Below are 14,662 nucleotides of genomic sequence, written 5' to 3'. Positions count from 1 at the left end.
TTTCGTTCCTTTATGCCCAGGTAGGGGCATGCCCGTTTCGATTTTCGGCAATCAGATCTCTCGTCATAAAGAAGTACCAGGATTTATAGAACGCGTACGCAAATCCGGCTGATCCATCTAGAAAGCCAAGCCGAATTAAATAGCTATATAGAAAATAAAAGAGTGGATACCACCACCGCCCAATGTTTCGATACTTAAATTTCTGCCGGGCGGTCAGGTGACTTACGCCTTTCTCCCACTCGATGGCTAGGTATCGCTTGGCTTCCCATTTGGCGTAGTCCTGATGTTTGTCGACGAACTTCTCGACTCCCCGAAAATCTTGATGATCTATCTTCGAATATATCTCCCCGACTTTGCCGATCAAAATCGGATGTTCATGAATCTCCATGTCGAGCTTACTCCAACGGTCCTCTTCGATCCGTTCATAGTAGGCAGAACCGACCCTAAACAGCGCAAGTTTTCTCTGAGGAACACCAAATCGCAGGGGCCTGCCGAGAAAGTAGTTTGTGTAATTCAACCAGAAGCCATCTTCCACAGCGCCATCAAGAATGCGTTCAATTTCGTCGCAAAATTCACTAGATATGATCTCATCCGCGTCCAAGAATAACACCCAAGGAGTGGTGAATTTGTAGTTCATAAGCATCCAATTTCTCTTCTTTGGGTAACTCCCATTCCATGAGAAATTCACAAGTTCGACACCAAAATTGGCGACAATTTCTCCGGTAGCATCTGTGCTCCCAGAATCAACAACGACGATCTTTGTGAATCGCTGTAACGCCGATAGGCATCTTCTTATACTCGCCTCTTCGTTCTTTACTGGTATGACTACGGTAACAGGAATCACGACATTACGGCCTTTCAGCGTTGGCCAACTATTCTTGCTGGGTTTCCGACTACAATCGAGTTTTCGTCAACATTCCTCATCACGACGGCCCTAGCGCCAGCAATCGCTCCGGCACCTATCGTCACACCAGGACCAATGAATGCATCAGCACAAATCCATGCCCCCGCCCCGATGACTATCGGCTGCTTTTCAAGCGGCATACGCGGATCCCGAAAGGTGTGCGTTCCGGCACACAAATGCGCCAGTTGTGATACGACAGCGCCCTCGCCGACCTCAATCCTACCAAGCGCGTATAGAATAACATTGTCCCCTATCGCCGCACCTCTTCTTAGATGCAAATTCCACGGGATGGTAATTTTGACAGTAGGATAAACATGTACGTGGTCTTCGACGGTCGCGCCAAAGAGCCGCATTAGCATCCTGCGCCATCCCCAAAACGGCCTTGGGCTTAGTACAAATAGCGGATGAGCCAAAGTCCATAATACGCGTTTTACCTGGTCGCGCTTACTCCACTTGACCATACGGCGGTTCTCTTCAAAGTCTACTATTCGAGCACCCGAATCCATTCCGGCCTAGCTTTCCGATTACCAACTAGCCACTGGTAAGATTCCCTCATTCGAGTTGCAATGGAAGGCCATGAGAAGTCCTGCAGCATCCATTCTCGCCCTCGACGGCCCATAGCGATGCGTTCGTTTGGAGAAATCGACATAGCTAACCGCAGACAGGACGCCAGTGGCTCGACCCCATGATCAATCCACCATCCGCAGCGTTTCGTTTCCAACATTTGCCAAGGGGCGCCTTTGGAGGAAATCACAGGCGTGGCGGCCGCAAGGCTTTCCGCAACGGTCATGCCAAAGTTTTCGCTGAGTGTCGGCAAAACGAAGAGCTCCGCCAGAGAAAGCAATTCTCGCTTCTGGTTCCCGTACACCGCCTCGCGGATCTGGACACTCGTCAACGACAAACTGGCGGCGAGCCGCTTGAGTTCGTCCGCGTGTCCGCCTTCGCTGGGGCCAAGGACGAGCAACTGCCAATCAGAAAAATCTGCCTCAAGCAAGGACCAAGCGCGAATGAGGCGGTCTAATCCCTTCTTGGGGTGAATTCGACCAAGCGAAATCACGATTTTTTCCTTGGGCTTGGCGGCGGAGCCACGCGGCAGCACGTCAATCCCGTTTGGTACAATTGCTACCGGCCCCAGCAGGCCAAAGGCCCGAATATCCTCGTACTCCTGCTCGCTGGTTGCGTGGAAGAGATCGACTGATGACAAGGCTCGATTTTGGAAAAGCGCACCAAACGCCTTCTTGCGCGCGGTCGAGAAACGAAGGGCGACAGGAGAAAGCATACCACGCGGAGCAAATACAAGCTTCGCTTCTGATCCATTCCTTGCCCATGCAGCGTAGACATTTGGCATTAACCAAAGCCCGTGATTGTGTATGATGTCCGGCATTGCAACTCTCAGAGACTGTAGCATCGAACTGGACACTGCCATCCGCCCCAAAACCGGATATCCTTGAAAGTCAGATTTGAAGCGCCGGTGACAGAACCCATCGCGCAGATATTCGCCAGGGTCGCCGATCGAGTAGACGGAAACATCCTCGTTCTGAAGGGCCTGATTGGCAGCCAATGCGGGTACTGAGTAGGATGGACCAGAGGCCTCCTCCTCAATCGACGCGATAGTATGAACAATCCGCAGCGAACGAGCTGTCAAGCCACCTCCTCGGCGATTAACCAGTCGCAACCGGATCTGGCCACACGGGCATAACCCTCCCGTTCGAAATTGATCGCTGGCACGCTGCTTCTATCGGCCGACCAGACGGTCACCTTCCACGTCATCGCATCTGCTCTAGGAACATACTCAGAGACCGCCCCCGCCAACGCCAACTATCCAAATATGACCAGATGTAGCCTGGTGAAGCCGCTTTGAGCGCAATTCGGAACGGTGCCATCAAAGGTCCCGATCGAACCTCGTTCGCGCCTTTAATCCCCGCGATGTGTTCTCTTTCTTGAGCTTTAGCGGTCTCAATGCGCAACTGGTTCGGGTCATTTGGATCAGAAAACATGTGGCTCGACGTCTTTGCGCTTTCGTGGAGCCGCAGGGCCCACGTATATCGGGGCAAACGGACGTAATTCGAGCCGCAAAGCGAGAAGCGCCACCACAACTCCGTATCCATCATGTAGTGGAGTTGCCGATTAATTCCACCAACGCGCTCATATAAGCTGCGACTAAAAAACGCAGACGGCCCGCATGCTGTCATCATACCGAGAAACACTGCCGTCTTCCCCCATACCTCCCCTTTACGACATCGCAAAATTTTGTCGGCGGCATCGACCCATATTACGTTTCCGAATGCCCACTCAGCTGTGGGGTTATTGTCGAACACTCGTGCAGCGTCCGCGAGCGCTCCCGGCAGGAGCACGTCGTCGGTGTTCAACCATGTTAGAATTTGACCCGTCGCACGCGCGAACCCCTTTGCGAGCGCATCGCTCTGGCCGCTATCCTTTTCACTAATACAAACGGCAAGTTGGCTTCGATACGGTTCAATTATTTCCATCGTGCCGTCAGTCGAGCCCCCATCCAAAAACAAAACCTCTTTTTCTGCATAGTCTTGCTCCAGGACAGAGACTAGAGCTTCTTTCACAAATGAAGCCTGATTATAGGACGGTATGACAACTGATATTTTCACAATACACCTGACGTTGACACTTTCCGATTCCCTCTATTGTCATCCGAATCTTCTCGCTGCGAAAGCAACGGAGGGATTATCTTTACAAATGGTATCACTAGACAAACAATATACGAAATATTCGTTCCCCAGATCGCACCAGGTGATCCAATTAAATATATAAATGCGATCGACAGTGGAATATTTAGCAACATCATTGCAACCAGCGCTCGCGTCAGAACAGTGGTCATTTCCATGGATCGAAGCAACGTAGCAGTTGTGTGTACGACCATCGTAAGTACTATGTAGACTGCCATACCAAACAGTAGAAGCGGATCCGTCTCAACGCGCGTTCCGAGCCAGAGGCGCGTCAAGGGCTCATACAGGAACCAGATACCGATACCTGCTGTCATAGACGTCAACGCCATGGTGATTAGCGTATATAGATAGGCGCGACGGACCCAACGGCTTTCGCCGTTCGCATCAGCTTTCGCGAGCGCAGGCCAAAGCGCGTCGTTGCCCATCGACAAGAACATGATGGGAACGCCAAAAACTCGTTGAGCAACACCGTAAGGTGCTGCAGCAGCGGCACCAACGACGACACTGATCAAAGTCAGATCTGTATGAGACGCGATCGCGAACGAAGCTTGCCCGAGCGCCAGTTTCCAGCCCTCGTGGAGCATTACAAGAAATTTGTCTCTCACAAAATAGGCTCGAGAAAAAATGGGCACTTCGTTCAGATATAACTTAAATCCTCCGCCCACTATCATCAAAAAATACTGCGGTCCCAGAAAGGCGACTGCCAACACTGCGAGAGATTGCTGTAGATGAATTGCAACAAGTAATGACACTGCGGCCACAGCTATACCTACCAGTTCAATGCTGTAGGCTGTTTGCCCCTGCATCATCCCTATAAGCACGAACTTAGGAACATTCGCGGGGAATCCGAACCCCAGCAGGATCGACAAAGCAAGCAGCAGCGAATTTACCTCGGCTCTTGGCACTGCTGCCTCAAGCCCAAAAATGCGAGCGAAATCCAACTGCCAGCAAGCGATCGATCCAACTATGGCACAGATCGAGCCGAAGACGAGAGCAATGGCAGTCGCGTTCGTTGCCGCCAATCGTACAGATCTTTTGGATGGATCTTGGAGCGACCGGCTAACCTCCGTGATTGTCGCCCCAGCGGTGCCAGAAAACGCAAATCCCAAAAGCCCCATAAGTGACAGCGACAACAGCCAAAGTCCAAAACGTTCTTGCCCAAGGTAGGAGAGAAGGGAGGGAAACGTTACCAGCGTCGCCAGTACCCTTATTACCCCTGACACGCTGCCAAGCGCGGCCGTCGAAGCAATCTGTCGAATTCTTGAGCTTGAAGTCGGCAAACCCGTCTCATTTCTATGCGACATCTAGATTAGCTGCGACGGACTTATGCACGAACCAAACATCGAATAGGGAGACGTCTTCGAAGACTGGAACGTATCCATGTTGGCCGAGAAAGCTCTTAATATTATCGCACTTTCTAGGTTCGAAATTATGTTCAACTGTGAAAACGTTCACTCGTCGTTTAGCCAAGGAGAGGCCAGATAACACATCCATCTCATTGCCTTCGGTATCGAGCGAGACATAATCAATAACATCAGGCGCATTGTGCGTATCCAAGATGCTGTCGAGCGACGCCGTTTCGACTTGATACTTTTTGACTTCACCCGTCGCTGCAGCACTACTTGTTCCAGCAAGCCGCGAGTGCATCCCCTCGCCTTCCATCTCTTCGAACGTCAAAAAATCGCCGGAGCGAGACGTAGCGGCTCTGACGTCTAAAATTGCGGAACGTTCCGATCGGATACCCTTATGGTACGATGTATTGGGCTCTACCAAAATTCCGCTCCAACCGAACTTCTTTTCCAACAAGTGCGTATTCGACAGGTCGACCCCGTTCCCGACACCAACTTCGACAAAAAAACCATTCGTCTTTCCGGCGGTGGCCGCAAGACAAAACGCATCCTGAAGAAGCTGCGATTTAGAAAACGAAACGGCCTCTTTCAATATTGCACCACTCCGGACATTCACTCTAGCCACCAGCTTTGCGGCTATTAAAAGTTGCGAAAAAAGAAGTCTGTTCTCCGCCGGTGTCCCGAGGCTTGCTGCCATTACACGAAAATTTTCAGGATCAAAGCGAAGCGCAAGCTTTGCGGCAGCCCGTGACTTAGTAGCAGCCGATAAAAGCGAAAACAGCGGCGATGCTACAATACCACTCGCCAACGTCACCTTTTGTAGTTTTGTTTTCATATTAACTCCAATTGTTTTAACGGCCATCTCACCCTAGCGCGCTCGGGCCAGCGTTTACCGACGCATCATCTGGTCGAACATATACTATATCCATCCCCTCAAGCCTGCCGTGAACTCCTCTAAGGAAAGGGTGAACGTCCCACAAACGCAGTCCGTTTGACGTCATGATGTCGTCCAACTGCTTCCAGGTCGGCTGCCCCTCATAATAGTCGACTAGGTGAACCTCCAAAAGCACCCCAACCGAGCGCTTTATGATTTCAGGCGCGCCCGCAAGAACGAGGTGCTCTGCACCTTGAACATCCATCTTCAGGAAGAAGGACTCGTCGACCAGCCCGAGCGTGCTGACCAAATTGTCTAGGCGCCTAGTGGGAACCTCAATGGTCTCTAAAATCGTGAGTGGCTCGCCCTTCCCCAGCATGTAACTGGTTGGCTGAAGTAGGGAACTGCTCGCGAAGTTCTTGGTCACATTAAAATTGACGTGGCCCTCTGAGTCGCTAAGTGCAGCCCGAGGGGCAACCACCCACCGTTTCCCGAAAGCAGCGGCTGAGGCTGACAGCTCTTGGTAGACGTGAGGTAAGGCCTCAAATGACACAACGGTTCCGCCATACCCGGACTTCAAAATCTCAGTGGCAAATTGGCCGCGGTTCGCGCCCACGTCGAGCAAGACCGTTGCTTGTTTTGCGTTCAGAAGTTCCACAAGCCTAAGGTCGAATCGCGAATGGAGATTGCTTGGCTTAATCTCAAGTCCAACACGACGAGCAGCATTTCGGGCTCGTAACTTCAATGAATCCAGTCGCACTTTTTCTCTCCGGTGTTTTTGCCGCGGGCGACCTCGCGTTGTCGGTGCCAGCGCGTTAAATAGAGGTCGGTGCAGACTCTCGCCTGCTACGATTGGCCCATGAAAAATGTATCTGGCTACGGGTGTTTATAGTTTGACGAAGGCTCAGTGTAAGGATCGCGCCAATTAACAGCGACAGTTCGAACACGTAAATACGTATCATTGCGAGAAACATGAGCGGAATGACAGTATTCTGAATCAAAGTGAGATGCCGCCATAGGTTCTTTCCCAAAAGCTCATTTTTGTCTCGAGGTGCAGGTGTAAGATTCGCCATCAATAATACAAACAACAGAACCGAAGCAACCCCTCCGTTCGCAAGAAAGAAAGTCAATCCTGTCTTAGGAAATATGACTCGATCTTGTACATAGTATCTCCACACTTCGGGAACGTAATTGTTTGTAAAAAGATGGGCAAGGCCCATCCCTCTGCCGACCACAATTGACAAGGGATCGTCGAGCATTGACTTGAGAATTATGACGTCGAAATCCTCGACTTCCAGTCTATCCAGAGTTCGACTTTTCATGAGAGAAATAAAACTGTCCGGAGCGTCCATGTTGGTCACAGATAGCCCAATGGTGTCAATCCCCGCAACCCTCCCGAAGAACACAGATAGGATAACAACCGCTGCAATGGCGTATAGCGATATTATCTCTGGAGTACGAAGGGGACGCCCTATAGTTCTCAAAGCATAGTAAATAGCCAATCCTAGACCTAACGACACAAAGGCCGAGGTAGACTGGGTGAGAAGGATCGTCAATAAGCCCATCGCGGAGGCAACATACCTGATCAACTTGGAACGAAAAATCTGACTGCCCATCGTAATTAACATCAACAAGAGCACGGAAGCGATAATTCCAAGGCTCTTAGGCTCTCCGGCAAGAGCGGCAGGTCTCATGTACTGAAAGCCGCCGACAGCTACCAAACCCGTTCGCAGTTCTTCGGCTCCCATAAAAAGCCCCAGCGGCAAAATGTCGATCCCGGTAGCTACAAAAACCGCGAACTGAACAATCCCAATCAGGCACAATGTGAGCAAAGAAATGCATATCCACCGAATTAAAAAACGGGCAGGTATTTCGATCCCTTTTGCCAAAAGCAGGAATATAGGCGCAAAGCCTAATGTCAGGCTTATTACCGCTATTAATACGCGAAGCCAGCCATTACGAAACGCGCCGCCTACAAATTCAACGCCTGAGCCTGTCACAGACAGCGAAATGAATGCGGCTACCAATCCGGACGCCAACAATAGAATATAGATTAGGAAAGGTGACGACCTTACAGGATCGAAGCGCCCGTGGATGAGATATTTTAAAATGAGAAGCCCAAACAGAAGCTTGCTGAGCGGAAGATTTATGCCTATGTTTGGAGTTAGCGCGAACCATGCATGCAGAAATGCTGGTACCGCAAGGTCCTTTCCGAGCGGCAAAAGCATTGCAATCACGGCGGCCATCGCCAATACGACGAATGGTACGATTTCCGCTGTCATGTCTGGAAGTTAACCAATGTCACGCAGCCATGGGGTCCTATCTTCGCCACCAATTTCCAAACTTAGGTCTTTAAACTTTAGCTCCGGATTTACACATAGTGTGTAACAAGTTACTCTTGAGTGGCAACGGATAAGATAATCACAACGCGCAAGAATTAATGCCTCGATAAGAACATCCTTTCCCTTCTGGAAGGGGCTCCCCACAACGCCAGGATCATAGTGGCCATGCAACGAAGTCCCATCGGTTGATCGTAGACTCTGACGAACAACCAGTCGCCTACCGTAATGTCTGCCAAACTCGCTCACAATTCGTTCCTCGTCAGTGGCGAGAAACACAGCGCCTCCCGGATTAGCTCTGACCCATTTGTCAATATGATATTTGTAAAGATCCAGAGCAGCGACTTTTCGGCTCTCCGCGCCGGTTGCTGCATCGGTCATCCTAACGTGGACACCAAGCACTTTTCCTTTAAAGTTGCCGCAGACAAACTCCTCAACCTCTTGTGCGATTTCCTTTCGCACTACGCAATATTTGGCAATGGCTTGGCTAAGGGACACCCGGACGGATTTCCCGTCGTATCGCCGAAATGTATCCGCGGTCGGTCGATATTTAAGGTTCAAAAGCCGACGCGATCCTGTCTCTTCAAAGCTAAACTCGGCCTGTTCAAAAAAGTAGCGATAAGCATTCTGGCCAGCGTCTGCATCAAAATAGAGACTGGCGCTTCCCCACTCCACTGACGCACTCGCCCGGCACAACTCTGCGAACCTAAGCCCGTTGAGCGTCATGAAAAGGTCGCCAAAGAAGCCACAGCCGCTCGATGGAATACGAAGCCGGACTGGCAATACGGCAGCGCAAACGGACAAAGCGAAATCTTGAAGGCCGTAGACGTTCGCAGCAAGTTCCCCCTTGAGGCTTGCACTCAGTAGGCGCGTGGCCTCGAACGAAAGGATCCGGTCCTGTTTCATGGCTTATGACGGCCCACGAGAAACTGACCAATCTTGCGCGTTGGCTTCGCGACAAGAGCATAGTCGATGGGACCTGATCCTAGCCAACGCCGTCTAGAACGCAGCGCCTCAAGATTGTGCCCGACGTGTGAAAGAAAGCTTCTTGTACTGGCGCCTCCGATCATCATGTCGACAAGCACCTGATCGATGGTCGCGACGCTGAACCCGTAACCTTCAACTGCCCTCAACATCCAATCATAATCGGAGGAGACTTTGAGGCTCACGTCGAACATGCCGACAGTTTCCGCCACCTTCCGCTTGACGTAGAAGGTCGGATGGGACGGCATCCAGCCGGTCCGAAAACCTTTGACTGGTCGGGGAACAGCACGCCAACGTCGTACAACCCGCTTTGTCACATGATCTTCGACAAAATCCAGAGCGCCATGCACGATATCGGCTTGGTTAAGTCCTGAGGAAATCAGCCGCAGCGCTGTGTTGTCGTGAAAGCAATCATCCGAATTCAGCACGCCTACCGCGTCTCCAGTATAGAGGCGCAACCCCTTATTGAGCGCATCATACATTCCGCTGTCCGGCTCACTGATCAGCTGGATCCGGTCCTGTGAGTAGGACCTGACTATTGTCAGCGTCTCGTCCGACGAACCGCCATCGACGACCACGAGTTCCTTGTCCGCATGGTCTTGGGCAAAGAAACTGTCAATCGTATGCTTGATGGTCCTGGCAGAATTCCTACAGACCGTCAGAACCGAGATCTTCATATCAAACGATCCAATGACGCTTACTGGGCTGCAACGCGCATCCGATCTTCGTCCAGGCGCCGGTGCTCGGATTCCCGCTTTACTGTCTGGAGGTCGGATTGGACCATTTCCTGGACCATTGTCGCCAGCGACGTGGTTGCCTTCCACCCGAGAACGCGCTCCGCTTTCGCAGGGTCGCCGATCAGAAGCTCAACTTCGGTCGGTCTGAAATAGCGCGGATCCACCTCGACCAAAACGGCGCCGGATTTTGCGTCGATGCCTTTTTCTGCGATGCCGGAACCAACCCATCGGATCTCGGTCCCGACTTCGTTGAACGCAAGCTCGACAAAGCGGCGGACCGAGTTCTTCACTCCGGTTGCAAGGACATAATCGTCGGGCACCTCATGCTGGAGAATTCTCCACATGCCTTCGACATAATCGCGGGCATGCCCCCAATCCCGTTCAGCCGACAGATTGCCGAGATAGAGCTTGTCCTGAAGGCCGAGGCTTATCGCGGCAGCCGCGCGCGTGATCTTGCGGGTGACGAACGTCTCGCCGCGCATCGGGCTCTCGTGATTGAATAGAATGCCGTTGGAAGCATGGAGATCATACGCTTCGCGGTAATTCACCGTGATCCAGTAGGCATAGATTTTTGCCGCCGCATAGGGCGAGCGAGGATAGAAAGGCGTCGTCTCGCGTTGCGGGATCTCCTGCACCTTGCCGTAGAGCTCGGAAGTCGATGCCTGATAGAAACGTGTTTTTTTTGTCAGGCCAAGCAGCCGGATGGCTTCGAGGAGACGCAATGTGCCGATCGCGTCGGCATTCGCCGTATATTCTGCGGTCTCGAAGCTCACCTGGACATGGGATTGCGCCGCAAGATTGTAAATCTCGTCGGGCTGCACTTCCTGCACAATGCGGATGAGGTTGGTGGCATCGGTCATGTCACCATAGTGCAGCGAGAGCCTTACGTTCTTTTCATGCGGATCCTGGTAGAGATTATCGATACGGCCCGTATTGAACGACGACGACCGCCGCTTAATGCCGTGGACATCATAGCCCTTTGCCAAGAGAAGTTCCGCCAGATAGGCGCCATCCTGGCCGGTGATGCCGGTAATAAGCGCGGTCTTCCTAATCATTGTGCTTCTCCGAGGTCGATAGGACGGCATATTCAACGCTGATCAGCGTAACTTTTGACATTACAAATACCTATTTTCACAAAGCTGGTGGTTGTCCCCACCCTGCGAGGCTCGTGAGTGGTGGCTTGGCTGCATTGACTATCGATCTTTGTCGCGGTGTCAACGCGCGCCAAATCCTGTCAGCATGGTTCGGACGGTACGAAACACAATCAGCACGTCGAGCCAAGGGGAGAAATTCTTGATGTAGTAGAAGTCGTAGTGAAGCTTTTCCAGGACATCGTCGACGGCCGCAACGTGGCCCTGGTTAACTTGCGCCCATCCGGTAATGCCAGGCCGAACGATGTGCCGGTAACGATAGAACGGCAGCTCCGCTTCATACCATTTCGAGAGCACGAGTGCTTCCGGCCGCGGACCGATCCAGCTCATCTCCCCGCGCAGGATGTTGAAGGCCTGCGGCAACTCGTCGATCCTGGATTTTCTTAAGAACTGTCCCATGCGGGTAATGCGTGCGTCGCCGGCCTTTGTGATGGCCGCTTCCTTCTCGTCGGCAGCCGCGTCGCTGAGCTTCATCGTTCGAAACTTGTAGACCTCGTAGGGATGCCCTCCGTAGCCCATTCGCTTCTGTCTAAATAGTGCGGGTCCCGCCGAATCGATCTTTACGGCAATCGCCACAAACAACAGCAATGGCGAGAAAGCCACAAGAACAAACAATGCAGAAGTCCAGTCTATTGCCTGCTTTATTTTCAGATAAGCCTGGTTTGGATTCAAGGAACCCAGGGTATTTTCAGAAAGATGCTCGATCTCTACCCTGCCTGTGAGCGATTCGCTGATTTGTTTGACATGATAGACCGGCGTTCCTGAGAGCGCGCGATCGGCAATATACCGCTCCCACTCATCTGATAGATCAGCTCGAAGATCAGCCACCACACCGTTCGCATACTCGACGACCGTGCCAGGTGAATAAATCCTATGCCAACTCACACCCGGTATGTTCTCGAGTCTGTCGACATCTCCGCCGGGAATTATCGCCAGCCGGTATGTGTTGAGCCGTCGCGTGGCTAGGCTCAGACCGAAATACCACAAGGTTGACTGGATGAAACTCGCTGCCGCCTGGAAGCGGCTGTAGTCGAATCGAAAAAAGAAGATGGCTGCGAATACAAGTCCGTATGTCAGTGCAAAGGTTGGGAGAATGTAACCGGTCGCTGCGACGCCAGGGAAATTGCCGATCCGCTTATAAAGCAGGTAACCTGCGGTATGAGCGATAAACGCAGCCACAATCGTGACTTGCATGTTGGAGGAGAAGATCGCGCCGAAGCCAAACGACATCCGAATTAGCGCAGGAATCAAAATAGCGAACGTTAACCCACCAAGAAGCTGGAAACGCATGCGAAGCAGAAGATGTCTTGCCTTGGGCAGGTTTATGGTGGAAGTGTTCAAGTTGAATCCCGTAAACTCGATCGATCAGAACTTTGACTATCGGCGTTCCTCTGACGAGATGTCGCTCCCTCTTCCGACGCTGGAGTAGGCAATGCCTTCTTTTCGAACATCCTCTCCGCGATAGACGTTTCGAAGGTCAACCATGACTGGCGTCGCCATAAGTGCATGAAGTTGTTTTAGATCCAGTGACCGAAACACATTCCACTCTGTCACGATGACGATCGCGTCGGAACCGTCGGCCACGGCGTAAGCGTTTTCCCCAAACTCAATGCCCTCGATCATCTTGCGCGCTTGGTCCATGCCGACCGGATCATAGGCCTTGATCGAAGCGCCCGCATCCTTGAGTGCCTGAATGATGGCCAATGAGGGGGCATCGCGCATATCGTCGGTGTTCGGCTTGAACGTAAGGCCGAGGATACCGATGGTCTTGCCGCGAACCGAGCCGCCACAGGCCTCGACCACCTTACGCGCCATCGCCCGTTTGCGCTGGTCATTTATCGAGACCGTCGTTTCAATAAGCCGCACTGGGCTTGCCGCGTCCTGCGCGGTCTTGACCAGCGCCAGCGTATCTTTCGGGAAACAGGAGCCGCCGTAGCCCGGCCCGGCGTGAAGAAACTTTGCACCGATGCGGTTGTCCATGCCGATGCCGCGCGCGACGTCCTGCACATCGGCCCCCAACCGCTCGCAGAGATCGGCAATTTCGTTGATGAAGGTGATCTTCATGGCCAGAAATGCGTTGCCAGCATATTTGGTAAGCTCAGCCGTACGCCGGCTCGTATAGAATATCGGCGCGACATTCAACGAGAGTGGACGGTAGATCTCGCCCATGACCGCCTTGGCCCTTTCGGCCTCGGTCCCGACAATGATGCGGTCGGGCCGCTTGAAATCCTCGATGGCCGATCCTTCGCGAAGAAATTCCGGATTGGAGACCACCGCAAAATCGGCGGCGGAATTTTGCTCGCGGATGATCCGTTCCACCTCATCGCCGGTACCGACAGGGACGGTCGATTTCGTCACCACGACCGTAAATCCTTTGAGCGCGCGGCCAACTTCGGCGGCCGCATCGTAAACGAAGGACAGATCGGCGTGCCCATCGCCACGCCGTGACGGCGTGCCGACGGCTATGAAGACGACATCCGATTGAGAAACGGCATCGGCCAGATTGTCGTCGAAACGCAAGCGACCTTGCGCGGTATTCGTGGTGACGAGGTCGTCGAGCCCTGGCTCATAGATCGGTATCTTGCCAAGTTTGAGCATGGCAAGCTTTTCCGCATCCCGGTCGACGCAGCAGACCTGATGGCCAAAGTCGGCGAAGCAGGCGCCCGAGACGAGCCCTACATAGCCGGCACCAATCATTGTTATTCGCATAGCGCGTACTCTCATTAGCGCCGACGAGACGATCTCGTCAGACAGCGCCTAGTCCCACCGAAGAACGGCTACCGCACTCCCGGGTGAAAACCCGAGAGCCGATCCTACAACAATTTGCATCGCCTCGCCGCACCTCGATGCTTACGACTATGCGATGGCGACGAGATCCCTGGTATCAAGGTCGACAGGTATCTCGCCATTCATGATCGCAACCAGAACCCGAGCCCTTCCGGCTGGATCGAGCCGGTCAAGGCGACCGATCATTTCCGCGAACGGGCCGGAAAGAATCCGGACCGAAGCACCGGCTGCGAGGCCGCCGCTGAAATCGAGCAGGCCGTGCCTGCCGGTTAGCGCAATAAAGCGCTCTACCAGACCGGAGGGGACAGGCAAAGGCCGGTCCCCTTGCATGACGAGGGAGCGCACACCGAACGTTCCATTGACCGAGCGCCAACGTTGCAGCCCGAGGTCAAGGGCGATGAACATATAACCCGGGAAATATGCGGCCGACCGGGTTTCGAGGCGCCGGGCGTGACGCACGGTTTTCTCGCAGCGAGGCACAAAGGGCTGAAATCCCTGGATCCGGAGATGCCGCTCTGCGACATGCTCCTTCCCGGGAAAGACGCTGGCCGCATACCAGCGCGTTGCCGGCGCGGCGGTCGGCTCAGGCGACAGGGCTGTTGCCTTGCTCGTTGTTTTTTCCGCGCTACTCACGTGTCTCCCTTCGGCGGTCGGCGGCATGATCTCAGGTCAACGGTTACGACAGTGTGTGGATACCAGCAAGCAACCAAGCCACTAGAGTCAAGGCGGTTGGGTTAAGAATTTCCTACACATTGTCCAGAAATTTAGCTGTGCCTAAATAATCACCGAGCCGCTTTCTTTTTCAGCTGGCTGAGATGCTATGTCGAGCAATTTATTT

The 14,662-nt window shown here is 52.9% G+C and carries 13 protein-coding genes; all 13 read right to left on the bottom strand.

Going from position 1 to position 14,662, the window contains the following annotated elements; translation table 11 throughout:
• Positions 1-10: 10 nt before the first annotated feature.
• A complete protein-coding gene (locus NKI52_RS22630; protein WP_352699689.1) occupies positions 11-844 on the bottom strand; it encodes a glycosyltransferase family 2 protein in 834 nt (277 codons plus the stop codon).
• A 544-nt stretch (positions 845-1,388) separates the two neighbouring features.
• Positions 1,389-2,549, bottom strand: a complete 1,161-nt coding sequence (locus NKI52_RS22625; protein WP_352699687.1) for a glycosyltransferase — start codon at positions 2,547-2,549, stop codon at positions 1,389-1,391.
• A gap of 121 nt (positions 2,550-2,670) precedes the next feature.
• Entirely contained in the window at positions 2,671-3,525 is an 855-nt protein-coding gene (locus NKI52_RS22620) for a glycosyltransferase family 2 protein (RefSeq protein ID WP_352699685.1), read from the bottom strand.
• Complete coding sequence (locus NKI52_RS22615; protein WP_352699683.1) at positions 3,522-4,883, bottom strand: lipopolysaccharide biosynthesis protein; 1,362 nt, start codon at positions 4,881-4,883, stop codon at positions 3,522-3,524. The genes NKI52_RS22620 and NKI52_RS22615 overlap by 4 nt, the downstream gene beginning before the upstream one ends.
• A gap of 13 nt (positions 4,884-4,896) precedes the next feature.
• On the bottom strand, positions 4,897-5,787 hold the full coding sequence (locus tag NKI52_RS22610; RefSeq protein ID WP_352699681.1) for an FkbM family methyltransferase: 891 nt from the start codon (positions 5,785-5,787) through the stop codon (positions 4,897-4,899).
• A gap of 28 nt (positions 5,788-5,815) precedes the next feature.
• Complete coding sequence (locus NKI52_RS22605) at positions 5,816-6,586, bottom strand: FkbM family methyltransferase (RefSeq protein ID WP_352699679.1); 771 nt, start codon at positions 6,584-6,586, stop codon at positions 5,816-5,818.
• Between the two features lie 55 nt (positions 6,587-6,641).
• Positions 6,642-8,108 (bottom strand): hypothetical protein, encoded by a 1,467-nt coding sequence (locus NKI52_RS22600; protein ID WP_352699678.1) that lies wholly within the window; start codon positions 8,106-8,108, stop codon positions 6,642-6,644.
• A gap of 9 nt (positions 8,109-8,117) precedes the next feature.
• On the bottom strand, positions 8,118-9,071 hold the full coding sequence (locus tag NKI52_RS22595; protein ID WP_352699676.1) for an O-fucosyltransferase family protein: 954 nt from the start codon (positions 9,069-9,071) through the stop codon (positions 8,118-8,120).
• Positions 9,068-9,826 (bottom strand): glycosyltransferase family 2 protein, encoded by a 759-nt coding sequence (locus tag NKI52_RS22590; RefSeq protein ID WP_352699675.1) that lies wholly within the window; start codon positions 9,824-9,826, stop codon positions 9,068-9,070. The genes NKI52_RS22595 and NKI52_RS22590 overlap by 4 nt, the downstream gene beginning before the upstream one ends.
• 20 nt (positions 9,827-9,846) lie before the next feature.
• A complete protein-coding gene (gmd, locus tag NKI52_RS22585; RefSeq protein WP_352699673.1) occupies positions 9,847-10,941 on the bottom strand; it encodes a GDP-mannose 4,6-dehydratase in 1,095 nt (364 codons plus the stop codon).
• Between the two features lie 159 nt (positions 10,942-11,100).
• Positions 11,101-12,378, bottom strand: coding sequence for a sugar transferase (locus NKI52_RS22580; RefSeq protein ID WP_352699671.1), 1,278 nt, complete (start codon positions 12,376-12,378; stop codon positions 11,101-11,103).
• A 36-nt stretch (positions 12,379-12,414) separates the two neighbouring features.
• On the bottom strand, positions 12,415-13,746 hold the full coding sequence (locus tag NKI52_RS22575; protein WP_352699670.1) for a UDP-glucose dehydrogenase family protein: 1,332 nt from the start codon (positions 13,744-13,746) through the stop codon (positions 12,415-12,417).
• A 147-nt stretch (positions 13,747-13,893) separates the two neighbouring features.
• Positions 13,894-14,457 carry a transcription termination/antitermination protein NusG gene (gene nusG / locus NKI52_RS22570; RefSeq protein WP_352699668.1) on the bottom strand — a complete coding sequence of 188 codons (564 nt, stop codon included), beginning with the start codon at positions 14,455-14,457 and terminating at the stop codon, positions 13,894-13,896.
• Positions 14,458-14,662 lie beyond the last annotated feature (205 nt).

The organism is Mesorhizobium sp. M0590, assembly GCF_040320905.1.
Lineage (GTDB): Bacteria > Pseudomonadota > Alphaproteobacteria > Rhizobiales > Rhizobiaceae > Mesorhizobium.
This window is presented reverse-complemented; position numbering and strand designations above follow the sequence as displayed.